Here is a 24,583-nt window from a genome sequence, read left to right on the forward strand (position 1 = left end):
CAATAGACGCTTCGAGAGGATGCGCGGATGCTGTTCGGACAATCGGTATTTCAATCAGTCCTTGAGCGGCTGAAGGCGGAGGACGAGACGGAAGAAGACACCGAGGCGCCGGCCGCCCATCGCGTCTCCGGCCTCGGCACCGGGCTTGCCTTCGATGTCTTGGGGGGTGTCTCGGCCGCCTCACAACGCGTCGGCCAGGCCTATTTCGACAATCTGGAACAGGAGGCCGCCGCCGGGCTCGTGGAGAAGCCGGCGCCTCTGCCTCCACCCGAGCCCGTCATGCCGGACCATCTCACCCGCACGGCTCCGCAGGAGGTTGCCGCCGAACTGGCGATCTCGGCGGCCGATACGCCGCTGACGCTCGGCGAGAAGCGGCGCGCCTTCGCCCGCGCCAATCATCCCGACGGCGTCGCCCCGCCCTTCCGCGACAATGCGACCAAGCGGATGATGCTCGCCAATCTGCTGATCGATGAAGCGCTGCGGCGAATCGCCCGCTGATTATTCCGCCTGCCCGTCCTTCGACGGCTTCTCCGCAGGGATCCCCTCCGGCTCTTCCTCGGCGTCAGGCTCGGCTGCTGCCTCGGCGGCCGGCGGCTGCGGCTTGAAGGTCCAGAACAACATATAGAAGGAATAGGCGCCGGCGCCCGCCGCCAGCACTGCCCAGAACGGATCGCCGGTGATAAGTTCGACCCCGGCCCAGCCGAAGCAGACGGCAACGATGGCAGTCCGCACCCAGAGGCGCCGGTATGCCGGGTGGTTGGGATCAATCAGTTGCATCTTTGCCCCGCGGTCGCATATGTCGCACTGCTCTTCGCTTTTGTCGCACTGCCCTCGGCCTGTGCCGCGCTTGTCTTTAGTTCGAATCTTGCAAATGTGAAAGAGCCGCGGGCTTGACGCCGCGCATGGAAGATGGAATGAAAATTCCAGTTTTTTGGCAATTCGGTTTATTTGTTCCGAATTCAAGGGAGGTTGAAATGACTGTAAGATTTGGTCTTCTCGGCGCCGGCCGCATCGGCAAGGTTCACGCCAAGGCCGTCAGCGGCGACGCCAATGCGACGCTGGTTGCCGTCGCGGACGCCTTTCCGCAGGCGGCAGAAGCCATCGCTTCGGCCTATGGCTGCGAAGTCCGCACCATCGAGGCGATCGAGGCCGCCAAGGATATCGACGCCGTCGTCATCTGCACGCCGACGGACACCCATGCCGACCTGATCGAGCGCTTCGCCCGCGCCGGCAAGGCGATCTTCTGCGAAAAGCCGATCGATCTCGATGTTGCCCGCGTCAAGGCCTGCATCAAGGTGGTGGAAGAGACCGGCGCCAAGCTGATGGTCGGCTTCAACCGCCGCTTCGACCCGCATTTCATGGCGGTGCGCAAGGTGATCGACGACGGCAAGATCGGCGATGTCGAGATGGTGACGATCACCTCGCGCGACCCCGGCGCCCCGCCGGTGGACTACATCAAGCGCTCGGGCGGCATCTTCCGCGACATGACGATCCACGATTTCGACATGGCCCGCTTCCTGCTCGGCGAAGAGCCGGTCTCGGTGCTGGCGACCGCGGCCGTCTTGGTCGACAAGGCGATCGGCGAAGCCGGCGACTATGACAGCGTCTCGGTGATCCTGCAGACCAAATCCGGCAAGCAGGCAGTCATTTCCAACTCCCGCCGCGCCACCTACGGCTACGACCAGCGCATCGAAGTGCATGGCGCCAAGGGCATGGCCGCAGCCGAAAACCAGCGCCCGGTCTCGATCGAAGTGGCAAACGGCGACGGCTACACCCGCCCGCCGCTGCATGATTTCTTCATGACCCGCTACACCGAAGCCTACGCCAACGAAATCGCCGCCTTCATCGCCTCGATCGAAAAGGGCACGAAGATTGCGCCTTCCGGCGCCGATGGCCTGGCAGCGCTGGCGCTCGCCGACGCCGCGGTGCAGTCGGTCAAGGAAGGCAAGCTGATCAAGATCGGCTGACGGTCCTCTCCCGACCGGAAGTCGTGCATGAGATGGCCGGGCACTCGCCCGGCCGTTTTGCGTTTGGTGGCGTTTTCCGTGAGGCCCGCAGTGGGGCCGACGCAATTCCCCTCCCCACAAAGGGGGAGGGGCTTAACGCGCGGCCCTCGCCGCATTCATTCTTGAGCGCAGCATATGCAGCCGTCTTGTTGGTATGCGAGCCGGTGCCACAGCTTAGCCCCTCCCCCTTGTGGGGAGGGGTTGGGGAGGGGTCTTTTTCTGCCGCGACCTCTCGATTCCCTCTTCTCCCCACCCTCTGCGTGCCTCACCGGCCTCTCGCAGGACACCTCCCCTCGCCCCGCCATTTCGCATTCAGCGATGCGTCCTCATTCCCCGCCCTGCACGCCCGTAATCACGATATCCTGGTCAATCACCGAGAGCGCCCGGTTGAGGTGGCCTTCGAAGACGAGGATCGGTTCGTCGGCGACCACGCGGATCTCCGGCATGCCTTCCATGCGGACGACATGCGACTGGCCGAGGCCCTCTTCGATGCCCTGGCGGAGGAGGTCGTAGTAGCGGGTGCCGGGGCCGGTGATGGCGATCGGCATGCGTTCGGTGAGGCTCAGCATGCGCGACAGGCCGTTGCCGAGCGCCAGCCCCGCCTGGCGGAAGGCGAAGGCTGAGGTGCGGTGGCCCTGGCGGGCGCGGGCGGCGATCTTGTCGAGTTCGGCGACCGGCACGAATTTGGCCGGAATGGTATCGAGCGGCACTTCGAAGGCGCTGCGCAGGATGGCGTAGAAGCCGGCATAGGCCTCGATGCAGCCGCGGGTGCCGCAGCGGCAGAGGCCTCCATTGGCCATGTGCAGCATGTGGCCGAAATTCGGGGCCGAGATCTCCTGGCCGGTCTGATTGCCGCGTCGGACGATGCCGAGGCCGATGCTGTGGCCGAGCGACAGGGCGGCGAGCGAGCGGAAATCGGCGCCCTTGGCGATCTCTTCGCGCGCACCGAGGGCGGCGGCGACGAGCAGCGTCTCGTTATCGAGGATCACCTTGGCCTGCCATTGCGGCCGGAGCGCTGATTCGAAATCGATCTGGTCGCTGCCGAAGATCGGCGACCACAGAAGCACCGGCTCGGTCGAATTGACCAGCCCCTTGCTGCTGATCGAGATCAGCAGCACTTTTTCTTGGCTGATCTTCGAACGATCGAGAATGCGTGAAAGGCCGGCGCGCACGCCTTCTACGAAGCGGGCCGCGCCCGAGGGGTCATGCGAACGCTCCTCGCTGAAGCGGTCGATCAGCTTGCCGGCATAATCCACCAGCGAATATTGCACCGCATCCGAAGAGATGATGACGACGATGAGATAGCCGCAATCGCGCCGCTGGCGCAGAAGCACACGCGGCCGGCCGCGGCCGCTGGCCGCCTGCTGCTCGGATTTTTCGATGATCTGGGCTCTTTCCAGCTCCGTGGTGATCGCCGAAATGGTGGCCGAGGAAAGGCCGGTGAAATCCGATATCTCGGTATGCGCCAACTGACCGTGGCGGCGCAGCACGGACAGCACGAGCACGCTGTTTCTCTGCCGGACCAGCTCCGTGCTCGACTTGGTCAGCATGAATGCCGCCCTCTCCTCCTGCTTGTTCACCCTTGCTTTCCACTGCATCTCCGGCCGCTGCTGCGCAAGGAAATTAAGCCGGCAGTCCAGTGTTGACAGCTGAAAAAATCTCTGACATCAAATTTCTCGACTGTCGAGAAAATAATCCGAACTTTCCTCGACAGCTTTACGCGGTGGCCGGAGGAAGCATGGGCTGGGCCGGTCGCAACTCACTCGGGAGGACATTATGAAGTCTATTTTGAAATTGATGGCCGGCGCTGCCATCCTCGTTTCCATTCATACCGCTGCCATGGCTGCCGATCTCGTCGTCGGCGTTTCCTGGTCGAACTTCCAGGAAGAACGCTGGAAGACCGACGAAGCCGCCATCAAGAAGGCTCTCGAAGCCAAGGGCGCCAAGTATATTTCCGCTGACGCGCAGTCCTCAGCCGCCAAGCAGCTCACCGACGTCGAATCGCTGATCTCGCAGGGCGCCAACGCACTGATCATTCTCGCCCAGGATTCCGACGCCATCGGCCCGGCGATCGAAAAGGCCGCTGCCGAAGGCATCCCGGTCGTCGGCTACGACCGCCTGATCGAAAACCCGGCCGCCTTCTACATCACCTTCGACAACAAGGAAGTCGGCCGTCTTCAGGCTGAAGGCGTCTTCAAAGCCAAGCCGGAAGGCAATTACGTCTTCATCAAGGGCTCGTCTTCCGACCCGAACGCCGACTTCCTGTTCTCGGGCCAGCAGGAAGTGCTGAAGGCCGCGATCGACGCCGGCAAGATCAAGAATGTCGGCGAAGCCTATACCGACGGCTGGCTGCCGGAGAACGCCCAGCGCAACATGGAGCAGTTCCTGACCGCCAACAACAACAAGGTTGACGCCGTCGTCGCCTCCAACGACGGCACGGCCGGCGGCGCGATCGCCGCGCTCGACGCCCAGGGCCTCGCCGGCTCCGTTCCGGTTTCCGGCCAGGACGGCGACAAGGCGGCGCTGAACCGCATCGCTCTCGGCACGCAGACGGTTTCCGTCTGGAAGGACAGCCGCGAACTCGGCAAGCGCGCCGCAGAAATCGCTCTCGACCTCGCCGGCGGCAAGGACATGAGCAAGATCGACGGCGCTCAGGCCTTCAAGGGCGGCCCGAAGGGCGTGGAAATGCAGTCTGTCTTCCTGAAGCCGCTTGCGATCACCAAGGACAATCTGAACGTCGTCATCGACGCCGGCTGGATTTCCAAGGCTGAAGCCTGCCAGGGCGTCAAGGCCGGCACGGTTGCCGCCTGCAAGTAAGCAGCGCCTGAACTGAACTGCCGGCGCCGCAGCGGAAAGACCGCTGCGGCGCCGGATGCGGACGCGAACTCTAACGACGAAGTTCCTCCGCCTCGCCGCGCCATCGCGGATTTTCATTCCCTGCCGGAAGGGTGTCGCGACGCCACGCGTGCGGTTTCCGGGAAGCATCGCGATGGTCAGTTGAAGAACAGACGCCGCCGCCGGCAGCCTTGAGCACGTCGGCGCATCCGTCCAAACACAATGGGGGAACGGCAAACCCATGGCCGAAATGGTAAAATCAACGACGTCAAGCGGACCGCGAACGGCGGAAGCCAGTCCGGTGGCCCGCTTCTTCCGCGCCACCGAGATCGACACGCGCCTGCTCGGCATGATCGGCGCGCTCGTCATCATCTGGATCGGTTTCCACATCATCACCGGCGGCCTGTTCCTGACCCCGCGCAATCTCTGGAACCTCTCGGTTCAGACGACCGACATCGCGATCATGACGACGGGCATGGTGCTGATCATCGTCACCCGCAACATCGACCTTTCGGTCGGTTCCGTGCTCGGCCTCTGCGGCATGATCATGGGCGTGACGCAGGCGAAGATCCTGCCTGAATATATCGGCTTCGACAGCCCTTTCACCTGGGTGATCACGCTGCTCATCGGCCTGATCGCCGGCGGCCTGATCGGCGCTTTCCAGGGCATGATCATCGCCTTCCTCAACGTTCCCTCCTTCATCGTCACGCTTGGCGGCCTGCTCGTCTGGCGCGGTGCCACCTGGCTCGTCACCAGCGGCCAGACGGTTGCGCCGATGGACCAGACCTTCCGCATCATGGGCGGCGGCGCTGAAGGCTCGATCGGCGCCACCTGGAGCTGGGTCGTCGGCATCGGCGCCTGCCTCTTCGTCATCGCCAGCATCATCGGCTCGCGCCGGCAGCGCCGCCGCTTCGGCTTTCCGCAGCGGCCGGTCTGGGCGGAATATTTCCTGGCGACGCTGAGCTGCGTGCTGATCCTCGGCGCCGTATCGATCGCCAACAGCTATTACTGGCCGATCAATATCGCCAAGAAATATGCCGAGACCAACAATATCCCCTGGCCGGAAACCGGCCTGGATATTCCCTACGGCATCGCCGTGCCGGTGCTGATCGCCATCGTCGTCGGCATCATCATGACCTTCATCGCCACACGCCTGCGCTTCGGCCGCTATGTCTTCGCGATCGGCGGCAACCCCGAAGCGGCCGAACTCGCCGGCATCAAGACCCGCTGGGTCACCGTGCGCATCTTCGCGCTGATGGGGGTTTTGGCCGCTATCGCAGCGGCGATTTCCACCGCCCGCCTCAACGCCGCGACGAACTCGCAGGGCACGCTCGACGAGCTCTACACCATCGCCGCCGCCGTGATCGGCGGGACGTCGCTGGCAGGCGGCACCGGCACCATCGCCGGCGCCATGCTCGGCGCGCTCGTCATGCAGTCGCTGCAGTCGGGCATGGTGCTGGCGCATGTCGACACCCCGCTGCAGAGCGTCGTCGTCGGCACCGTCCTTGTCGTGGCGGTCTGGCTCGACACCGTCTACCGCGCCCGTGCCAAGTGAGAGGAGCCCCAGATATGGCTGATCAACGCACTCCCCTCGTGGAACTGAAAAACATCTCGATCTCCTTCGGCGGCATTCACGCCGTGGACAATGCCTCGGTGGATCTCTACCCCGGCGAAGTGGTGGCCCTGCTCGGCCATAACGGCGCCGGCAAATCGACGCTGATCAAGATCCTCTCCGGCGCCTACAAGCGTGATGGCGGCGAGATCCTGATCAACGGCGAGCCGGCCGACATCCGCAATCCGCGCGATGCCAAGAAATACGGCATCGAGACGATCTACCAGACGCTCGCCGTCGCCGACAATGTCGACGCCGCCGCCAACCTCTATCTCGGCCGCGAGCTGAAGACTCGCTGGGGCACGCTCGACGACGTGGCGATGGAAGCCTCGGCGCGGCAGGTGATGGGGCGGCTCAACCCCAACTTCAAGCGCTTCAAGGAGCCGGTGAAGGCGCTTTCGGGCGGCCAGCGGCAATCGGTGGCGATTGCCCGGGCGATCCTCTTCAACGCCCGCATCCTGATCATGGACGAGCCGACGGCGGCGCTCGGCCCCCAGGAGACGGCGCAGGTGGGCGAGCTGATCAAGCAGCTGAAGAAGGAGGGCATCGGCATCTTCCTCATCAGCCACGACATCCACGACGTCTTCGACCTCGCCGACCGCGTCTCGGTGATGAAGAACGGCCAGGTCGTCGGCCACGCCCGCACCGAGGACGTGACCAAGGATGAGGTGCTCGGCATGATCATCCTCGGCAAGGTGCCACCCAAAGCCATCCCCGGCCCCGGCGCCATGCAGATCTGACCGCAAGGCGACAAGCCCACGACAACCCACTCCGCCGCCCGCAAGGCCGGCGGAGTTTTTTATGCGTTCTCGGAGACTGACGGATAAAAACACGAGCCAAACCGCAAGCATCGGTATTTCTGAGAATTTCGCGATTGAAGCCGGCCGCAAGCTAGGCTAAGAACCACCCATCGGACAGGCGATTCAAACCGCCCTCGGCATGCACCCGTAGCTCAGCTGGATAGAGTGTTGGATTCCGATTCCAAAGGTCACAGGTTCGAATCCTGTCGGGTGCGCCATTTCCATTTGACAAATCGCTGCCCGCCCCGCCTTGGCTGGTGAATCCGCGTAGGTTCGCGCCTGAGCGCTTTGGTCTGGTAGTTTTTCCGCGATAGGTGTGAGCCTGAAGATTTAAACGGTGAGCTTGCCCCTGGCCTATTGATGGCGATCGTTGAAAGCGGTCGCGGCATCCGATGCTCGAAAATCTTTGGTTCGTTCACGACCCTGTGGATTGCGGTGGGCCCCCGGTATTCTATCGTCGCGGCAACGCGGGCGGAAAAGACTTGATACGGATGCTTTGCATCACGGGCTCTTTGGCACTCGTCCTCGCAGCCTTCCACAGCCGACGCTAAGACGCGATCAAGGCAATGGATCCGGTACACCCCGCCTTCGGTCCTAAGCGGCGGAAGAAACGGCCGGTAATTTCAGTGGGTCCCGGCTACAGCCACAAACGCTTCAAGAACGCAAATGCACGTCTAAATCAATCTCTCGCCTCATCTGCACAACTAGACCGAATCGTTTGCCAAGAAGACTATCGAGCAGTTCGACATGCTGCTCGGGGAATCCGAGGCGGATCGATACGTCATTACTGGGTGGATCGAAATGAGCGAACGGTGGTTGGGCGTGCAGGTTTCCGGCGCAGGCGTCATCCTGGTGGATGCCGAGGTCCCCGCGGATGGTCCAATCACGATCGTGCTCGATGACTCTCTGAAGCTGGCGAGCGGCGACCGCGCCAAGGCATTCTGCACAATGTACAGCCGCCTCCATGACTACGCCAAGGAGAAGGGCATCAAACGCGCGTTCATCAAGGACAGTGCAGTCAGCAAGGGCAGGAAGTCTGGTGGCAGTTGCTACCTAATTCCGCAGTTTTTCCCAATACAAGCGACAGGCAGTGCCCGATTACTAGACCCACGGCAGATGCGGTAAGTTGCTGTGCGGGCCGATGCGCGCCGCTGCCCGCTTTGCATTCAGATCGATTTCGGTACGGCCTGAAGCGCCTCGGGTTCCTTCAATTGCATCTCGAGATTAAGGCGCACTGCGAGCGTCCTGGAATCCTCGTCGCCATCAGTACGTTTTGTATCGCAGAGTTCGCAATCCTCTTTGGATGCTCAGGTGCGAAACAGGACAGGCAGAATTCGAACGACAGATGCCCGAGGGCAGCAAAGGTAATGGTGGCGTCGTCGAAGTCCGAAACAGACTGCTGCAGACGCGGCCGGCTAATTAACCGTCCCCCCGCTTGTTGCAAGCGACCCTTCAGGGCATTCCTCTCTGGCGGCTCCCCGAAGGCGGATGAAGTGGCAGCACCGTAGCGCTGTCCAGCGCGTCTTCGATCTCTTTCCCCAGCCCGGCAATGAGCTCCTCGTATTCGGAGCAGTGTTCGTCGCGGTGCGGGTGGTCCGACGCGCGCCACTTTACGAGTTCTCTCTGCGCTTCTGCAAAGTCGTCGCAGATCTCGCAGAAGACGTGGTCCCGTGACGCGAGTTCCTCGATCACCTTCGCCCGTACCGGAAAGTGCAGCGTGACAGCCGCAACGCCTTCGTCCATCGCCCACTCCCCTTCGCGGCACGTCTCGATCGACCTGCTTCCAGTGCATGTTCGCTGAAGATTGATCCTCCGGGCAGTATGTTACCGTAACATACGGATACGGACCGGCCGCGGCTCCAAGACTACGTAACATACCAGATGTTACGGGTAAGTCCGCGCGCGCTCGCATAGCTTTCTGCTCGGCTAGGACCGTTTCTGCAGATGCGGCTCCGTGCCAGGGGCGAACTGCAGCGGGGAAGAAGCGTGATCAGATTGAACTTTGTCGGCGACCGTCTACACGGGGGCATTTCACTACGCGTGCCTTCGTTTTTCGCCATAGCGGTGTTGGTGGCAGTGGCAGGATGCGGCGGCCACCCGAAGAACGTGCTCATTCCGGTAGCCGACAGTTCGCCGCAATCGACGAAGGTGGATATGCTGGTAACCACCACCCGCAGCCGGTCCACCGTGAAGGGCGAGATGTTCAGCGGCGAACGTGCACTTGCCCCGGCTTTTGCCGACATCACGGTATCCATTCCGCCCGCGAGCGCCCGAAAGGTCGGGGAGGTCGCTTGGCCGAAGCGGCTTCCATCCAATCCCGCAACCGACTTCGCGACCTTGAAGGCCGATGAAATTACACGGGACGATGCCAGGAAATGGCTCAGCGCCTCAGTCAGAAAGAGCCGCGACGGAAGTGTCCTGGTATTTATCCATGGCTTCAACAACCGTTTCGAGGACTCCGTCTATCGATTTGCCCAGATCGTCCAGGATTCCGGCGTTCATAGCGCGCCGGTGCTCGTCACGTGGCCGTCGCGCGGCAGCCTTCTCGCTTACGGCTACGACCGCGAAAGCACCAACTACACACGCAACGCATTAGAGACGCTCTTCCAATATCTCGCCAAGGACCCGGAGGTAAAGGAGGTCTCGATCCTGGCGCACTCAATGGGAAATTGGCTGGCGCTAGAAGCATTGCGCCAAATGGCGATCCGAAATGGGCGCCTTCCCGCCAAGTTCGAGAACGTGATGCTTGCCGCGCCCGACGTCGATGTCGACGTCTTCCGCCAGCAGATCGTCGACATGGGGAAGCAGCATCCGAAGTTCACGCTGTTCGTCTCACGGGACGACCGCGCGCTTGCCGTCTCCCGCAGGGTCTGGGGCGACGTCGCGCGCCTCGGCGCGATTGATCCGGAACAGGCCCCGTTCAAGAAGGAACTTGCCGACAGCCAGATCACGGTGATCGATCTCACCAAGGTGAAGGCGGGCGACAGTCTGAACCACGGCAAATTCGCGGAATCGCCTGAAGTCGTTCGCCTAATCGGTGCGCGGATCTCCGACGGCCAGACCTTGACCGACAGCAAGGTCGGTCTCGGGGACACGATCCTCGCCGCGACAACTAATACAGCCGCCGCAGCCGGCAGCGCCGCCGGATTGATCCTTGCGGCACCCGTCGCCATCGTCGACGCCAACACCAGGGACAACTACGCCACTGAAGTCGAAGGTCTTACTGGAGCCTCCGGCCAGAAGGCGAAGCGGCCGACCTGCACGAGTGACGATGCTTCACGGACGACGTGCGTACGATAGCCCTCCAGCCGCCAATGTTTTCAAATCCGGGAATTACGATGGACGTTCTTTCGAAGCAGTCTCCGCCGAAGACCATCATTCAGGCCGTTGCTCTCCTGGGGGCAATGGCGTGGGGCGCGCTGCCGGTGGCGGCGCAGGTTGCCTCGCCTTCGGTTTCTCAGCCTGGCCAGCAGGCGGCGACGCCCCCGGAAAGCGTCCGACAATTTACTGACCTTCTCAGCAAGCCAGAGGTCCAGACCTGGATTCGAGGACAGGTGACCTCCCCTGTCTCCGCCGCGCCCCCTCCGGTCGCGCAAGCGAGCGACAAAGTCTCCTTCGCCGAGACTACGATGCGCCTTCGAAACCATGCCGCCGGTCTTCTCGCCGGGACGCAGGCCTTTCCCTCGGAGGCCGTGCGCGGCGCCGCCCTACTTGAGCGGGACGTCGAGGCGAATGGCGGAACGCGACCCATCTTCCTGGTGATCGCCTTCGTCGCAGCCGGACTGGCAACGCAATGGCTGTTCTGGTGGATCACCGCAGGATGGCGCACATGGATGGCCCGAGCATCTTTCTCAACGGTTCGCGAGAGGATCGTCGCCGTGGTCGCGCGTTCGATATGGGCGGCGGGCTACGTCCTTTCCTTCGGGTTCGGCAGCATCGGCTTCTTCCTTCTTTTTCAATGGCCACCCATCATCAGGGAGGTCGTTGTCGGCTACCTATTTGCCGTCGTCGTCTTTCGGCTGGCAAGTGCTGTGTTCGATGTGTTGCTTGCACCGCACCGGCTGGTCCAGAACCAGTTCCGCGTGGTTCCCGTTTCAGACCAGGCCGCCCGCTTCTGGGCGAAGCGCCTGAGCTACGCTGCCGGCTGGTATGCGTTCGGCTGGGTGACCATTCGTCTGCTTGGCACGCTTGGGTTTTCCGTGCCGTCCCAGCAGCTCGTAGCCTATGCACTCGGGCTCATCTTGCTCGCCATCGGCATAGAAGCCGTCTGGCGACGCCCGGTCGCGGACGACCCGGTCGAACAACCGCGCCACATCGGCCTGCGCGCCCGACACTGGTTATGGACCGCCTACTTCGTCGGCATCTGGCTGCTATGGGTGATTGGGGCCGTGAAGCTGTTCTGGATAGCGGTAGTCTGTGCGGCCCTTCCCGGAGCGGTCGCCCTCACCAAGGCCTCGGTGAACAATCTCCTGCGTTCGTCCGAACACGTTGAAGACGGTCACAAGCGAGGCACGGTGGTCTCCGTCGTCGTCGAGCGCGGCATCCGGGCAGCTCTCATTGTCGGAGCAATCCTCCTGCTCGCTGAAGTCCTTGAGATTCAGCTGACGGAAATGACCATGCAGGATTCACCCGTCGTCCGCCTTGTGCGCGGAGCGCTCAGCGCAGGAGTCATTCTGCTGGTCGTGGACCTTGCCTGGAATGTCGTGAAAGTCCTGATCGACCGAAGGCTTAGCGACACCGAAGCGGCGCTGGAATTTGGCAGTGAACGGGAGCGACGGCGCACCCGCTTGAGAACCTTGCTGCCGATCCTGCGTAACTTCGTGATGATTCTCTTCGCCGCCGTCGCAATTATGATGGCGCTGTCGGCGCTTGGCGTGGAGATCGGGCCGCTGATCGCAGGCGCGGGCGTCGTCGGCGTAGCGATCGGCTTCGGCGCGCAGACGGTGGTCAAGGACATCATCAGCGGAATGTTCTATCTGCTCGACGACGCCTTCAGGGTTGGCGAGTATATCCAGAGCGGCAGTTACAAAGGGACGGTCGAGTCCTTCAGCTTGAGATCGGTGAAGCTTCGGCACCAGCGTGGCGCAGTCTACATCGTGCCCTTCAGCGAGCTCGGAGCGGTCCAGAACATGAGCCGAGACTGGGCGATCGAGAAGATGACGATCACCGTCGCCTACGATGCCGACATCGAGAAGGCGCGAAAGATCATCAAGAAGATCGGGTTGGAGTTGTTTGAAGATCCCGAGTTCAAACCGACGACGATCGAGCCGTTGAAGATGCAGGGCATCGACAGCCTGGGCGATTCCGGACTTCTCCTCCGGATGAAGGTGATGACGCTCCCCGGTCAGCAGTTCACGCTGAAGCGCCGTGCGCTGCGAATGATCCATCAGGCCTTCAACGAGAATGGAATCAAGATCGCCGTGCCAACCGTGCAGGTTTCGGGCGGGAAGGACGAAGGCGTCGCCGCTGCCGCCCAGCAGGCGCTCGCCGCACACAATGCTGCGATCGCGGCCGGCACCCAGTGAAGTTTTTGCCAAGCAACTAAGAGATATCGGAGGAACGGGAATGAAAGCACTCACCATCCCAAGTCACCTGCTCGCGGCCCTGGCCTTGTTGATGCTTATCTTCGCGCCTCTCCTCGTGCCTTCGACTGCCGAGGCCCGACGTGGCGTAGCGGCATGCGGTCCGAGAGGGTGCGCGGCGGCGGCGTGCGGCCCCCGCGGATGTGCCGCCGCCGGTCGGACAGGACCAGGGTATCGTCCCGTCCATCGCCCGGCCGTACCCCCAGCATACAGACCTGCCCGAGGTGGGGTGGTCGTGGTCAGCCCACGTCGCTACTGGCGGCCGGGAGCAGCGATCGCAGCAGGCGCGGCCATCGGCTTCGTTGCAGGCGCCGCGGCAGTCTCTCTGGCGGGCACGCCACCTCAACCGGGCCAGTGCTGGTATTACACCTCGCCTGCCAAGACGACAGGGTTCTGGGACGTCTGCCCGCATTGAGAGCCCCCCAACGGAGCTGGACGGGCCAACGCGACCTCCTCCAGCCTCTGTTATATTCAGTGCGCCGCATATTCGTGGACGAGGACGCTTTCCGGGTGTACCGTTTTTCCCGCACAAGCCCCAACGCCAGTCCCGGACATCCGGGATCGCGGGCGGGCGGCGCATACGGGGAGAGGACCGTGACAGCATCGACGAGGGACGACCTGCCGTGCGTCGAAGAGGTTCGGGCACAGCTTCAACGCATACTTGCCGACCCCGAATTTCCAGCGGTCGGACGTGTCGCATCCTTTCTACGTTACGTCGTGGAGGAGACGCTCGAAGGCCGTGGCGGCCGCATCAAGGGCTACGCGATCGCCGTGGAGGTATTCGGTCGACGCGACACGTTCTCGCAGGACGATCCGGTCGTCCGCATCGAAGCCGGCCGGCTCCGCCGCTCCCTCGAGCACTACTACCTTCTCGGCGGCAAGAACGATCCGGTCAGGATCGACGTTCCGAAGGGTGGCTACGTTCCATCCTTTTCATGGAACGACCCGCCCCCGCAGAAACCCGACAACCAGCCACTGCAAGCGGAAGTTCCCCGGTCTCCCGATCCATGGTGGCGCGGGCGTCGTGCGGCCTTCGCAGGCGGCGGAACCGTTGCCGCCCTGGCCGCGCTTCTTGTCGTCTTGGGTCTAGCCTCCCCTTCGCCGCCCGCAACCGTTGCCGACGCAGTGCCTGATCGTCCAACCCTCGTCGTCGCTCCGTTCGCCAATCTGGGCAACGATTCAAACGCGCAGCTCTATGCCATCGGGCTCACCGAAGAGCTGCTGACCGCACTTCCCCGGTTCAAGGAAGTCAAAGTCTTCGGGCGCGAGACGTCGAAGACGCTGCCCTCCGACGTCGACGCCTCGCGGGTGCGCGAAAAGCTCGGAGCACGATATCTTTTGGCCGGCGGCGTGCGCGCTTCGGGCACCCGGCTTCGCGTCACCGTTCGCCTTCTTGACACGTCGGACGACGCGATCGTCTGGTCCCAGGACTACGAGAACGATATCGCGTCCGACGACCTTTTCGCCATCCAGACCGACGTCGCACGAAGGGTCGCGACGACGATCGCGCAGCCATATGGCGTGATAGCGCAGGTCGACGTCGCGAACCCGCCGCCGGACGACCGTGGGACCTATGCATGCACGTTGCACTTCTACGCCTACCGGTCGGAATTGAGCGTCGACGGGCATTTGAAGGTACGCGAATGCCTGGAGACCGCAGTCGCCCGCTACCCTACCTACGCCACCGCCTGGGCGATGCTCTCGATCGTCTACCTCGATGAGGACCGGTTCAAGTTCAACGTCCAGAACGGTACCGACCCGCCGATGCAGCGCGCGTTGAGAGCCGCTCGGCGGTCGACGCAGCTCGATGCCGGCAATACGCGCGGCCTTCAAGCCCTGATGATGGCGTTGTTCTTCAACCGCGAATTCGATGATGCCATGCGGATCGGCGAGCAGGCCCTCGCCACCAACCCGAACGACACCGAGCTCATGGGCGAGTTCGGGACGCGGCTTTCCATGGGGGGCGATTGGGCGCGGGGCGCGGCCTTGCTCGACCGAGCCATAGCCCTCAACCCCGGAGGCGGCGGCTACTTCCACGGTACGCGCGCGCTAGCCGCCTACATGCTTCATGACAACGCCACCGCCGTGCGTGAAATTGATCAGGCCGACCTGCAGAAGTTTCCCCTTTTCCATGCAGTAGCAGCGGTCATTTATGCCGAAGCGGGAAAGACTGAGATGGCTCGGCGCGAAGGAGAGGCATTCGTCAAGATGCGCACGGACTTCCTGCCCAACGTCGCTTCGGAACTCGCAATTCGCAATCTGCAACCTGCCGACGCCGCCCGGCTGATCAACGGGTTCCGCAAAGCTGGAATGCCGGTTCCGCAAGATGTGGTCGCCAGCGCCACGCTGGGCGGGGCCGCATCAGACCTGCAGCCCCGCTAGCCCGGGGAAGCAACTTCTTCACGCCTGAGGTCTAACCTGACTGGATGGAGCCTCGTCGGTGCGGCTGGGGCCGACCTCGACTGAGACGTTGCGCTTGCCGTGGGTTATAAGTTCACGGACACCATATTGGCGTCGCGGGATATCGCCCCCTCGGAGTGAACTACGAAAAGTATGGATTCGTCTTCGACGTCGTCCAGCAGAGTCCGATCATCGGCGTCGCCATCCGTTTCTGACGACGCTGACAGCGTCGTGCAATGGAGAGGTGCGACCGAGCACTCGAAAGCCGCCGCCTGGGAGTTCCTGCTTTGCGATCAGACCCTGGGGGTCGTCTACCTTCCCTGAATGGTCTTCCCGGTGTTCCACGAGGTCAGGAGGCCCTGGGAGAGCCGCAGAGGATCACCAGTCGACGTATGTCTCGGTCCTATGCTGCACGCTGTTCCTGCAGGTCTGCTACCGGTCGAGGGTTCGATGGGTGGCCGTCCGGGTTCCGTTCAACAACATGGTCGCCGCACATCTGATATCGTTCGTGGCCCGGCTGAGCTTCCTATTCGGCGCTTTCTTCTTGACGATCATCTTCGGCCCCCTGCCAGAACTCGGTGCATTTCCACCGCGGGGAGAGCGATCCCGAGCGGGGTGTCCATCGCTGCGGTTTGTTCGGCCCTATTGCTGTTCGCTCGAGCTTGAGAGATTTGGATGAGTCATCGAAAGGGAGGATCAAGTCGGTGAGAAGCCTCCACGAGATCGGAGGCGTCCCTCGTTGCGCCGCAAGCGGCGATAACGGATAGCACTTATGTGTTTCCGAAGATGCCGGCTCGCGACGCATAGCGCCGCAGGCCGGCGTTTTTTCAATGTCCGGATAGAACCAGCGTCTGAACCGGGAGAAGCGTCGCCTGCATCCGCAGGATCATCGCATGCACGAGCCCGACGGCGTCGACAATGTGCAGAAGGAGCCACTTGCCCGAGCTGATGTTCGGATCGGCCAGCGCATCGTGATTGTTCGTATAGGCGTTCGCTATGCAACTGCTCCCCGGAGGAACGGCGTCGAGGCCGCCCTGGAAAAGTGGCTCCAGGAATACCGTCAGTGTTCCCGGCTGCCCCATCTGTTGGACGTCGACCAATTGGTCGGACGCCCGCAACTGTCCGGCGGCGATGACGTCCTGCACTTCGGTGACCACCATCGGGATGATGGTAAAGGGCTTTCCGATGCACGTCGCCTCGGCGATCATGCCGCGCTTCATGACCTGGGCCTCGATCTGCCCGAAGCCGGCGACGAGCGTCGTGCGGCCTGCGTTTTCCGGCACCAGAATTCCGGCGGGGCGCAGCATCGCGTTGACGACGTCGCCAGGCCGCAGTGTGAACTGCTGGACCGTGCCCGTCACGCCTGCCCGCACCGTCGTCTTGTCCAGTTCGACCTGCGCCTGCGCCTGAGCGGCTTCGGCGCTTGCCTTCTGGGCGGGGAGCAGGACGGCGATCTGCGTCTGCAATGTCTGCTTCTTAGCGAGGACGGCGTCGACCGCGCCCTTGCGGCTGTCGATCGTCGTGGCGAGTCGGTCGACTTCGCGCTTGGCGACGGCGTTGTTCGTCAGAAGCTGCGACTTCATCTCGTATTCGTCGACGGCGGTCTGATACGCGCCCTGCGCCTCCCTGATCTGTCCGTCGACGCCCGCCAGCTCGGTCTGGGCGACGGTCATTGCCGCGTCGGCTTCGGCGATGCGTCGACGAGCCGTTTCGAGTGCGGCCTCCTGCTCTGACGAGTCGAGGCGGAAGAGCGGGGTTCCAGCTTCGACCTTCTGGTTGAGGCCGACGAAGACCTCTTCAACCCGGCCGGTCGATTCCGGAAGGATGCTCACGGTTCTGAAGATCGCCGTGACGTTCTTGGTTGAAGGATGAAAGTAGAAAATCATCGTAATCAGCGAGACGGTCAGCACCAGGCAAGCCGTTATGCCCCATCGCAGTTCGTACCAAACGGTGTATAGGGTGATGTCATGTCCGATCCTCTTTCCCTGTGCGTAGCGGCGGAACAGATAGTCGGGGAAAATCGTCAGCAGAGAGCAAAGCAATAGTTCGAACATCTCAGATACCTTCCCCATGCACGGTAGTTTTGGTCGGCGCCATCGCAGGCTTGGCCGTATCGGCCGCCTCGAAGGGTTCCGTCATAAGCGCAGGATCGCCCGTCGTCGCGGCGTCGCGGCCGGAGAGCTTGCCAAGTGACTGAGCGATCGAATAGAGCGGCGAGGAAAAGTCCGGGATTTGCACGAACGCCAGCAGCAGGCCCGCGATCCAGAACAGATGATTATGGGTGAACAGAGAGATGAGCGCGAGAACTGCCACCACCTCCATCTGCACCTTGCTCGTACGATGGGCCATGCGTTCAGGAACGGCATGAAGTTGAAAATAGAGATTGCCGACCGCAAGCACCGCCACGACCAGGAAGATGATCACCGCGACGAACAGATAGTCCGTCTGTCCGGGTTGAGAAATGAACACAGGTAAATGTTCGATTGCGGCTGGATTGACTGCTGCGTCTGTCATTCGACCACCTCGACAAAGAAAACGGTTGAACTCGCATGCGTTTCAAAAACATGCGCGTTGCTGTGGTCTAGTGAACGAATGGAGATGGTGTGTAGTATGTTACAGTAACATACGGTTGGAGACGCCGTGGGAACTCGCCCGGAAGGCCCCCCGTCGAAGCACGTTGGCGACCCTTACTGCGCATTGTTTGGCGCCTGATGAACACATCGAGGAAACTTTGCCGACGACTGTGGCACAGAAGTTTGGTTTCCAGTCGATGCAGAATCCGGCCACGCGATGCCGACGCGTCAGGATCTTGAACCGTAGCTAGCACTCAGCATCGTCGAACGTGGACCGAAGCGTTTCGAGGGTCGCAACTCGGCATCCTTGTCACCGATGGCATCGGTGCCAGGCTACTCAAGGGCCACATCATCGGCGACCATCAAGCAGAAGGCCGTCTTCATTATGCGAAGAGATGGCCGTTGCCACTCGCACGAAGATTCGGAAGGCGAGGAAAGAGAAGACGGGGTACGACGACCTGCTCCGAGAACTCCATCACCTCGCTCAAGCTAACCGCGCCACCAGCGTCTGGACAGGAAAGCGGTTCCGTGGCATCAAAAAAGACATGAACACCGCGCGCACCAATTCAAAGCTCCTACTCGCCATCCTTCCGATGGTGGGTTAGCACGCGCTTGCGTTTTAAAGATGCAGCAACCCGCCGAAGAGGCGGGTTTTTTGTTGCCATTCCTCTTCGGTCGGAATTTCGGGACAGAAGGGAGTTCGCAATGCCGTATGATCCCAAGACGATCGAGCCGCGATGGCAGCGATACTGGGAGGAAAACCAGACGTTCAGAACGGAGGACGACCAAAGTCGTCCGAAGTATTATGTCCTGGACATGTTTCCCTATCCGTCCGGCGACGGCCTGCATGTTGGTCATCCGGAAGGCTATACCGCAACCGACGTCGTGGCCCGGTACAAGCGCATGATGGGCTTCAATGTCCTGCATCCGATGGGGTGGGATGCCTACGGGCTGCCCGCCGAGCGATACGCAGTGCGGACGGGCGTCCATCCAGCGATCACCACGCGGCGCAACATCTCGAATTTCAGGAAGCAGGTCCGGCGTCTGGGCTTTTCCTACGATTGGAGTCGGGAGATTTCGACCACCGATCCCGAGTTCGTACGATGGACGCAATGGCTCTTCCTGCAAATGTATAAGGCTGGCCTGGCCTACCAGGCAGACGTTGCCGTCAACTGGTGCCCGGCACAAGGTACGGTCCTGGCCAACGAGGAAGTGAAGGACGGCCGCTACGTGGAAACCGGAGACCCGGTGGAGCGTCGCACGATGCGTCAGTGGATGCTGAAAATCACCGCCTATGCCGACCGCCTGCTCGCCGATCTGGACGAGCTGGACTGGCCGGACGGCATCAAGGCGATGCAGCGCAACTGGATCGGCAGATCAGAAGGCGCTGAGGTGACTTTCGACGTCGAGGATGGAGAGAGTTCCCTGACAGTTTACACCACGCGTCCGGAAACGATCTTCGGCGTTACGTTCATCGTCCTCTCCCCTGAGCACCCTGCTATCGATGCCATCGCTTCCGTCGGCCAACGCGGAGAGGTCGACGCCTACCGCACCCGCGCGGCGGCAATGAGCGCGATAGAGAAGTCGCAAGCGCAATGGAAAAGCGGAGTGTTCACCGGAGCCTATGCGATCAACCCGGCGAATGGTTTGCGGATTCCGGTGTGGGTGGCCGACTACGTGCTGATGGCCTACGGCACCGGAGCAATCATGGCCGTTCCAGCCCATGACGACCGCGACCGCGATTTCGCACAGGAGTTCGGGCTGCCGATCGTCGAAGTCGTGTCGGCGTCTGGCTCCCCCTCCGGCGATGTGCCGTCCGCTGCGCAGACTGGCGAAGGCTTGATGGTCAACTCCGGCTTCATGGATGGAATGGAGACGAAAACGGCGAGAACGGCAGCGATCGCATGGATGACCGAGCAAGGCGTCGGGGTGGAGCGCATCGAGTACAAGCTGCGCGACTGGCTGTTCTCGCGGCAGAGATACTGGGGAGAACCCTTTCCTATCCTGCATGCCGCCGACGGCAGTATCGTGCCCCTGCCGGAGGACGCCCTGCCACTGCTGCCTCCCGAACTCAACGAATACAGGCCGACGCCGGACGGGGAGCCGCCGCTGGCGCGGGCGGGCGATTGGGTCCGGACGGTCGATCCGAAGTCCGGCATGGACGCTCTGCGGGAAACCAACACGATGCCGCAATGGGCGGGATCGTGCTGGTATTACCTGCGCTTTGCCGATCCTCAGAACGCGACCGCGCCGATCGATCCTGAGAAGGAGAAATACTGGCTGCCCGTCGATCTCTATGTGGGAGGAGCCGAGCATGCGGTGCTGCATCTGCTCTACGCGCGCTTCTGGCACAAAGTGCTGTTCGACATCGGCGTCGTGACGTCCAAAGAGCCGTTCCGCAAGCTGTTCAACCAGGGAATGATCCTTGGCCTTCAGCTACAAGGATGCGACTGGCAGATACTATCGACCCGAGGACGCGGCCGAGCGCGACGGCCGCTGGTATGTCGGAGAAATCGAGGTCGAGCGCCAAGTCGAGAAGATGTCGAAGTCAAAGTTCAATGTCGTCAATCCTGACGAGGTGGTCGAACGATACGGCGCCGACGCCATGCGTCTGTATGAACTCTTCATGGGGCCATTGGACGTTGCCAAGCCGTGGCAAATGTCCGGCGTGGCCGGGGTCAGCCGCTTCCTCCATCGCGTATGGCGGATCGCCAGTGGAGAGGATGGCATGGTGTCGAGCAAAATTATCGATGCGAAGCCGTCCCCGGAGATCGCCCGCGCTCTTCACAAGACGATCAAGGCTGTCGGCAACGATATCGAGGCCCTGCGTTTCAACACGGCGATCTCAAAGCTGATGGAGCTGTCAAACGCATTGACGGGACTGGACATCAAACCACGGTCGGCAGTCGAATCCTTCGTTCTGCTGCTGGCACCGTTCGCGCCGCACATTGCCGAGGAACTCTGGAGAATGCTGGGACATCCGGAAAGTCTGTCGCATGAACCCTGGCCGACATACGACCCCACTCTCGCCGACGATGATATTCGCGAATTTATCGTCCAGGTCAACGGCAAGCTGCGAGGCAGGATTCAGGCTCCCTCGACGCTCGCCGCTGATGAACTCGTCAGGCTGGCTGCGCAGGAGCCTGACGTTCGGTCGAGGTTGACGGGGAAGGCAGTGCTGAAGGAAATCGTTGTCCCTGGACGGCTGGTGAACTTCGTGCTTGCTCCATAGCGTCGAGCCGCTCTGGAACCTGGTCGAGACTGTCGCCACCGCTTCGCGTGGAATCTGAAGATCCTGCTCAGCTTCTTCACGCATCATCGGAGGTGCAGCAGCAATCCGTCCCGTATCGACTCTATACTCGCCCCTGTCCTTGAGAGGTCATCGAGAAAAACTCTTTGTTTTCAATGTCACGAATTGCAGCCAGAGTTGGCATTAGCACAGTGTTAGCGTGAGCCATTTATCGTTGCGACACCATTGGAAACCGCCACGGAACATATCAAGGATCGGCTGCAACAGCGACAGGCAGAATGGTGACGGGCTCTGAAACGCCGGCTTACGGAGATGACATGAAACTGGTTCTAGGCAGCGTGATATTGGCGTCTGGCATACTGCTATCCAGCCCGTCGGGATTTGCCGCTTCCGGCGGATGGCAGTCGGATGGGCAAGGCACGAGATACTGGCACGTCACTCCACCGCCCGGGCAATGCAATATAAGCCAGGCGAGAAACCGGGCGCTTCGGGCCGGCATCTATCGCAGCGAGATTATACAGCAGGATGAGAATATCATCGTGCTCAGAGGTCTGGATGAATCAGGCGACCGGCGAACGATCGGTTTCGGCAACATCAGGGGATGCCCTGAGTTGGAAGGCTATGAGGATCCCTCGCACTTCTGAAGGCATGCTTAGAATTTGTTCAGCGAACTTTTCCAGTTCCGACCGGGGTGCGCATTTCTGTGCAAACGTCGCGCCTATACCGATCAGCGAGGCTGGCGGTTAGTAGCTACTCGCGGACGCCGGTTGCGATTGCGCCTCGGATGGGCCGCATCCTCAATTCGCCAAGCTTACACATCCGCTCGTTTGACCATAATCTGGCTCTACGCAGCCTGATGGATGCGGAAGTCCCCGCACGTCGTCGAATGTTTGGTGTGGGCGGGATTGTTCGTGTTGAAGTATCCAGTGCAAGGATTATCGGGCGCAGCCTTGAGCGGAATTGCCAGGCTCCTCTCGCGTGCGGAACGCTTCGCAGCGCAGACCATTCTGCCGGCTCTGTTTGCCCTGCCGGCACTTGTCGGCTCCGCATCATTTGCCTCGGCGGAAGATCGCGCCCTGAAGCTGTTCTTTACCCATACGGGCGAGAGGGCCACGATTACCTACAAGCGGGACGGAAAGTTCGATCCGAAGGGCCTTGCCCAGATCAATCGGTTTCTGCGCGATTGGCGAAGGAACGAGCCGACCCGGATGGATCCGCGGCCGCTCGACCTGGTCTGGGAGGTGTATAAGCGCAGCGGCGGCAAGGACTATATCCACATCGTCTCCGCCTATCGCTCTCCGGCCACCAACAACATGCTGCGCAACCGCTCGCGCAGCACGGGTGTCGCCAAGAAGAGCCAGCACATGCTGGGCAAGGCGATGGATTTCTACGTTCCCGGCGTCAAGCTTGCGACGCTGCGGGCGCTTGCCATGCAGTTGCAGGTCGGCGGTGTTGGCTATTATCCGACTTCGGGATCGCCCTTCGTGCATCTCGACCTCGGCAATGTCCGGGCCTGGCCGCGCATGTCGCGGCAGGAACTCGCGCGCATATTCCCGAATGGGCAGACGATGCATCTCCCGGCCGATGGCCGGCCGCTGCCGGGATACAATCAGGCGGTTGCGAGCTACAAGAAACGCGGCGGCGCCAGCTCGATAGAGATCGCCAGCACCGCTGGAGAAGACGAAGATGTGGCGGGGTCGAGCAGGCCTGACGGCGACACTGGAGATAGCAAGCTGGTGACGGCGATGCTGCCGACGCCGAAAAGCCGCGCCTTGAATGCGCTGGCGCGCCAGACCGGCGCGGTCGAGCGGAATGAAAAAGACCTCGCTGGGGATGTTCCAGCTTTCCCGGTTCCGATACCGGCCATGCGCCCGGTCGCCATGACGCATGATGCGGGCGCGGACGACTCACTGGTGACTGCGTCGATCGGCCCGATCGAGGCGCTTCCGGAACGACGGCCGCCGGCATTGCCGGCCCACGCCCGTTTCCATCCCCTCGCAGCTGCACAGGAAAGCTCCGAGCGGGGCGCAGATATGATCGCCTCGCTGCCGATGACTGCATCCTGGGAAGAAGCGGGCTTCTTGGGATCGACCTCCGAGGCGGCGCTGATGAAATGGGCGCTGCATTCTCCGGGCGAGGCGATCGGGTTGAGCGCGCCTCGCGTCTCGCCCCGCACGGTTGATCGTCAGGCGAATGTTGCGACTTCGGGTGAGGCTGTCATTCCGGTCGCCGCCGCAGGACCATTCGATGCCGGCCGGTTTGTGTCGCCTCCGGAGGGTTGACGTCATCAGCGGTTGATCCGACGGCAATCGCTGCCGAGGTCAGCAGGCCGGGTTCTCGCTTTCTTTTCAGTCATCCGCGTCTGCTGGCGGATAGATTGGCGCGCCGGACGACGTCATCTTCGCCACCGTCCACCCCCGTCGGAGAGCGAGGTGACACCAATGACAAGCGATAAGGTGCCGAATAGCGGATGGGGCCGAAGCGTGCGAAGGTGCGAAACCGGTTCAGCGAAGACTATCGCGAGGCTTCCAGGCGGCTACCCCCGCGCAGAAGGTTCAGCCAGGCCCGCGACACTTTCTCCGCGCCAGTGCCGCCGATATGGCAATCGTCGTAGCGGTCATCCCCATCGAGCAACGCGTCAGAATTTACTCCCTCTCGGATACCATGGCCGCTTTTTGACAGGGCCAGCTGCGCCCGTACAATTGGATTGTCTGGAATATGCTCCTTGAAGCCGCCGTTGCTCGGTTCCAGGCATTTCGATGCGATCGAAATGTAAACGGGTGCCTCGACGCCGTGCTGACGCAGCGTGTCAACCATCGACATGAAATGGTCCTGGTAGGCCTGCACAGTGGTGCCCAGAACGAGGTCCGCCTCTCCTTGCACCCAGAGGACGCTCGTTATTCGATAGTTGGAATCCTGAAGCTGTTTCATTGTATCGACCAGCACAGGATTGATGTCGCCACCGGGCGCCCACCGTGCGACCTCAGATCCGGAATAAGCGAGAGGCGCGAGGACGACGCTGTCATACTGTCCCGAGGCAATCAAATTGTTCGCAAGGAGCGTCCAGTATTCTCCCTTGGTATCGGTCGATCCAAGAAGTGGCGACGCTGCGACGAAGCACCGTTTGTCAAAGGCGTTGACGACGCGAGCGCCATAATGCGACCTGTGTCGTTGTCCACCGTCGTTGGCCGCGTTCGATTGGCCAAGAATTAGCAAGACAGCCGTTCGATCGGTTTGAGTGGGGCAGGTCACAGAGGTTTTTGATTCATCCCCGATGAGGCGTTCCTTGTCGTCGAAACTATATCGGCTTGGGGCCGCCGGCTTCTCTCCAACAACCGTTTTCCTCAGCGCGGAAAGTTGTGGCCACGGAAAGATCTCATGTCTCGCGCTCATGCCGCCGACGAAGTATATCGCGATTAAAGCGGCCCCGCCGACTGTTAGCGTCTTACGCATCTCGTTACCCTTTGCTCATCACCCGATAGCATGGAGCCTATTGGACTAATCAAGGCCGGTCCAGTTATGCAA

The 24,583-nt window shown here is 61.7% G+C and carries 18 protein-coding genes, 1 tRNA gene and 2 pseudogenes; 15 read left to right on the forward strand and 6 right to left on the reverse strand.

The features are described from left to right. Positions 1 to 27 precede the first annotated feature (27 nt). Positions 28 to 498, forward strand: a complete 471-nt coding sequence (locus tag QMO82_RS17510) for a hypothetical protein (protein WP_183607915.1) — start codon at positions 28 to 30, stop codon at positions 496 to 498. Here the strand turns inward: QMO82_RS17510 and QMO82_RS17515 are convergent, their stop codons facing one another. Next, positions 499 to 777 (reverse strand): hypothetical protein, encoded by a 279-nt coding sequence (locus QMO82_RS17515; protein WP_183607914.1) that lies wholly within the window; start codon positions 775 to 777, stop codon positions 499 to 501. Between the two features lie 197 nt (positions 778 to 974). On the opposite strand from QMO82_RS17515, the gene iolG reads away from it, so the two are divergent. Continuing rightward, positions 975 to 1,967 (forward strand): inositol 2-dehydrogenase, encoded by a 993-nt coding sequence (gene iolG / locus QMO82_RS17520; RefSeq protein ID WP_183607913.1) that lies wholly within the window; start codon positions 975 to 977, stop codon positions 1,965 to 1,967. A gap of 365 nt (positions 1,968 to 2,332) precedes the next feature. Here the strand turns inward: iolG and QMO82_RS17525 are convergent, their stop codons facing one another. After that, entirely contained in the window at positions 2,333 to 3,556 is a 1,224-nt protein-coding gene (locus QMO82_RS17525) for an ROK family transcriptional regulator (protein WP_183608347.1), read from the reverse strand. A gap of 226 nt (positions 3,557 to 3,782) precedes the next feature. Between QMO82_RS17525 and xylF the strand changes: the two genes are divergently transcribed. The 5 genes from xylF (at position 3,783) to QMO82_RS17550 (ending at position 8,378) form a co-directional block, all read left to right on the forward strand. Further along, positions 3,783 to 4,823, forward strand: coding sequence for a D-xylose ABC transporter substrate-binding protein (gene xylF, locus QMO82_RS17530; RefSeq protein ID WP_183607912.1), 1,041 nt, complete (start codon positions 3,783 to 3,785; stop codon positions 4,821 to 4,823). Positions 4,824 to 5,082: 259 nt separating this feature from the next. Next, complete coding sequence (locus tag QMO82_RS17535) at positions 5,083 to 6,396, forward strand: sugar ABC transporter permease (RefSeq protein WP_183607911.1); 1,314 nt, start codon at positions 5,083 to 5,085, stop codon at positions 6,394 to 6,396. A gap of 14 nt (positions 6,397 to 6,410) precedes the next feature. Continuing rightward, positions 6,411 to 7,193: an ATP-binding cassette domain-containing protein gene (locus QMO82_RS17540; RefSeq protein ID WP_003581354.1), complete on the forward strand. Its 783-nt coding sequence runs from the start codon at positions 6,411 to 6,413 to the stop codon at positions 7,191 to 7,193. Positions 7,194 to 7,394: 201 nt separating this feature from the next. Then, positions 7,395 to 7,471 (forward strand) — tRNA-Arg (locus tag QMO82_RS17545). Between the two features lie 529 nt (positions 7,472 to 8,000). Then, positions 8,001 to 8,378 (forward strand): hypothetical protein, encoded by a 378-nt coding sequence (locus tag QMO82_RS17550; protein ID WP_183607910.1) that lies wholly within the window; start codon positions 8,001 to 8,003, stop codon positions 8,376 to 8,378. Between the two features lie 327 nt (positions 8,379 to 8,705). Here QMO82_RS17550 and QMO82_RS17555 read toward each other — a convergent pair whose 3' ends face one another. Continuing rightward, positions 8,706 to 8,996 carry a hypothetical protein gene (locus tag QMO82_RS17555; RefSeq protein WP_183607909.1) on the reverse strand — a complete coding sequence of 97 codons (291 nt, stop codon included), beginning with the start codon at positions 8,994 to 8,996 and terminating at the stop codon, positions 8,706 to 8,708. 285 nt (positions 8,997 to 9,281) lie between these two features. Between QMO82_RS17555 and QMO82_RS17560 the strand changes: the two genes are divergently transcribed. From QMO82_RS17560 to QMO82_RS17580, 5 genes and pseudogenes are all read left to right on the forward strand, one after another. Next, positions 9,282 to 10,553: an alpha/beta hydrolase gene (locus tag QMO82_RS17560; protein WP_272782235.1), complete on the forward strand. Its 1,272-nt coding sequence runs from the start codon at positions 9,282 to 9,284 to the stop codon at positions 10,551 to 10,553. Positions 10,554 to 10,591: 38 nt separating this feature from the next. Beyond that, positions 10,592 to 12,778: a mechanosensitive ion channel family protein gene (locus QMO82_RS17565; RefSeq protein ID WP_183607908.1), complete on the forward strand. Its 2,187-nt coding sequence runs from the start codon at positions 10,592 to 10,594 to the stop codon at positions 12,776 to 12,778. Between the two features lie 40 nt (positions 12,779 to 12,818). After that, a complete protein-coding gene (locus QMO82_RS17570; protein ID WP_183607907.1) occupies positions 12,819 to 13,250 on the forward strand; it encodes a hypothetical protein in 432 nt (143 codons plus the stop codon). Between the two features lie 179 nt (positions 13,251 to 13,429). Then, positions 13,430 to 15,217, forward strand: coding sequence for an adenylate cyclase (locus QMO82_RS17575; RefSeq protein ID WP_183607906.1), 1,788 nt, complete (start codon positions 13,430 to 13,432; stop codon positions 15,215 to 15,217). Further along, positions 15,208 to 15,450 (forward strand): annotated as a pseudogene (locus QMO82_RS17580) (hypothetical protein); the annotation flags it as partial. The gene QMO82_RS17575 and the pseudogene QMO82_RS17580, both read left to right, overlap by 10 nt. A gap of 612 nt (positions 15,451 to 16,062) precedes the next feature. Here the strand turns inward: QMO82_RS17580 and QMO82_RS17585 are convergent. After that, positions 16,063 to 17,289, reverse strand: a complete 1,227-nt coding sequence (locus tag QMO82_RS17585) for an HlyD family secretion protein (protein ID WP_183607905.1) — start codon at positions 17,287 to 17,289, stop codon at positions 16,063 to 16,065. 1 nt (position 17,290) lies between these two features. Beyond that, positions 17,291 to 17,749 carry a hypothetical protein gene (locus QMO82_RS17590; RefSeq protein WP_183607904.1) on the reverse strand — a complete coding sequence of 153 codons (459 nt, stop codon included), beginning with the start codon at positions 17,747 to 17,749 and terminating at the stop codon, positions 17,291 to 17,293. 764 nt (positions 17,750 to 18,513) lie between these two features. Between QMO82_RS17590 and leuS the strand changes: the two are divergent. The 3 genes and pseudogenes from leuS to QMO82_RS17605 all read left to right on the forward strand — a co-directional run bounded on the left by leuS (position 18,514) and on the right by QMO82_RS17605 (position 23,340). Further along, a pseudogene (gene leuS / locus QMO82_RS17595) lies at positions 18,514 to 21,040 on the forward strand (leucine--tRNA ligase). Positions 21,041 to 21,375: 335 nt separating this feature from the next. Beyond that, the gene (locus tag QMO82_RS17600) at positions 21,376 to 21,702 is read left to right on the forward strand and encodes a hypothetical protein (protein ID WP_126908466.1); all 327 of its coding nucleotides are present in this window, start codon (positions 21,376 to 21,378) and stop codon (positions 21,700 to 21,702) included. A gap of 216 nt (positions 21,703 to 21,918) precedes the next feature. Beyond that, positions 21,919 to 23,340, forward strand: coding sequence for a DUF882 domain-containing protein (locus QMO82_RS17605; RefSeq protein ID WP_183607903.1), 1,422 nt, complete (start codon positions 21,919 to 21,921; stop codon positions 23,338 to 23,340). Positions 23,341 to 23,572: 232 nt separating this feature from the next. Here QMO82_RS17605 and QMO82_RS17610 read toward each other — a convergent pair whose 3' ends face one another. Beyond that, the gene (locus QMO82_RS17610; protein WP_183607902.1) at positions 23,573 to 24,511 is read right to left on the reverse strand and encodes a sialate O-acetylesterase; all 939 of its coding nucleotides are present in this window, start codon (positions 24,509 to 24,511) and stop codon (positions 23,573 to 23,575) included. Positions 24,512 to 24,583: the final 72 nt, after the last annotated feature.

Origin of the sequence: Rhizobium sp. BT04 (genome assembly GCF_030053135.1) — a bacterium.
GTDB classification, from domain to species: domain Bacteria; phylum Pseudomonadota; class Alphaproteobacteria; order Rhizobiales; family Rhizobiaceae; genus Rhizobium; species Rhizobium binxianense.

What these genes read in the sequence shown, in the direction of transcription:
- QMO82_RS17510 (WP_183607915.1), top strand. Translation starts at nt 28, where the DNA reads ATGCTGTTCGGACAATCGGTATTTCAATCAGTCCTTGAGCGGCTGAAG.
- QMO82_RS17515 (WP_183607914.1), bottom strand. Translation starts at nt 777, where the DNA reads ATGCAACTGATTGATCCCAACCACCCGGCATACCGGCGCCTCTGGGTG.
- iolG (WP_183607913.1), top strand. Translation starts at nt 975, where the DNA reads ATGACTGTAAGATTTGGTCTTCTCGGCGCCGGCCGCATCGGCAAGGTT.
- QMO82_RS17525 (WP_183608347.1), bottom strand. Translation starts at nt 3,556, where the DNA reads ATGCTGACCAAGTCGAGCACGGAGCTGGTCCGGCAGAGAAACAGCGTG.
- xylF (WP_183607912.1), top strand. Translation starts at nt 3,783, where the DNA reads ATGAAGTCTATTTTGAAATTGATGGCCGGCGCTGCCATCCTCGTTTCC.
- QMO82_RS17535 (WP_183607911.1), top strand. Translation starts at nt 5,083, where the DNA reads ATGGCCGAAATGGTAAAATCAACGACGTCAAGCGGACCGCGAACGGCG.
- QMO82_RS17540 (WP_003581354.1), top strand. Translation starts at nt 6,411, where the DNA reads ATGGCTGATCAACGCACTCCCCTCGTGGAACTGAAAAACATCTCGATC.
- QMO82_RS17550 (WP_183607910.1), top strand. Translation starts at nt 8,001, where the DNA reads ATGCTGCTCGGGGAATCCGAGGCGGATCGATACGTCATTACTGGGTGG.
- QMO82_RS17555 (WP_183607909.1), bottom strand. Translation starts at nt 8,996, where the DNA reads ATGGACGAAGGCGTTGCGGCTGTCACGCTGCACTTTCCGGTACGGGCG.
- QMO82_RS17565 (WP_183607908.1), top strand. Translation starts at nt 10,592, where the DNA reads ATGGACGTTCTTTCGAAGCAGTCTCCGCCGAAGACCATCATTCAGGCC.
- QMO82_RS17570 (WP_183607907.1), top strand. Translation starts at nt 12,819, where the DNA reads ATGAAAGCACTCACCATCCCAAGTCACCTGCTCGCGGCCCTGGCCTTG.
- QMO82_RS17585 (WP_183607905.1), bottom strand. Translation starts at nt 17,289, where the DNA reads ATGTTCGAACTATTGCTTTGCTCTCTGCTGACGATTTTCCCCGACTAT.
- QMO82_RS17590 (WP_183607904.1), bottom strand. Translation starts at nt 17,749, where the DNA reads ATGACAGACGCAGCAGTCAATCCAGCCGCAATCGAACATTTACCTGTG.
- QMO82_RS17600 (WP_126908466.1), top strand. Translation starts at nt 21,376, where the DNA reads ATGAAACTGGTTCTAGGCAGCGTGATATTGGCGTCTGGCATACTGCTA.
- QMO82_RS17605 (WP_183607903.1), top strand. Translation starts at nt 21,919, where the DNA reads ATGCGGAAGTCCCCGCACGTCGTCGAATGTTTGGTGTGGGCGGGATTG.
- QMO82_RS17610 (WP_183607902.1), bottom strand. Translation starts at nt 24,511, where the DNA reads ATGCGTAAGACGCTAACAGTCGGCGGGGCCGCTTTAATCGCGATATAC.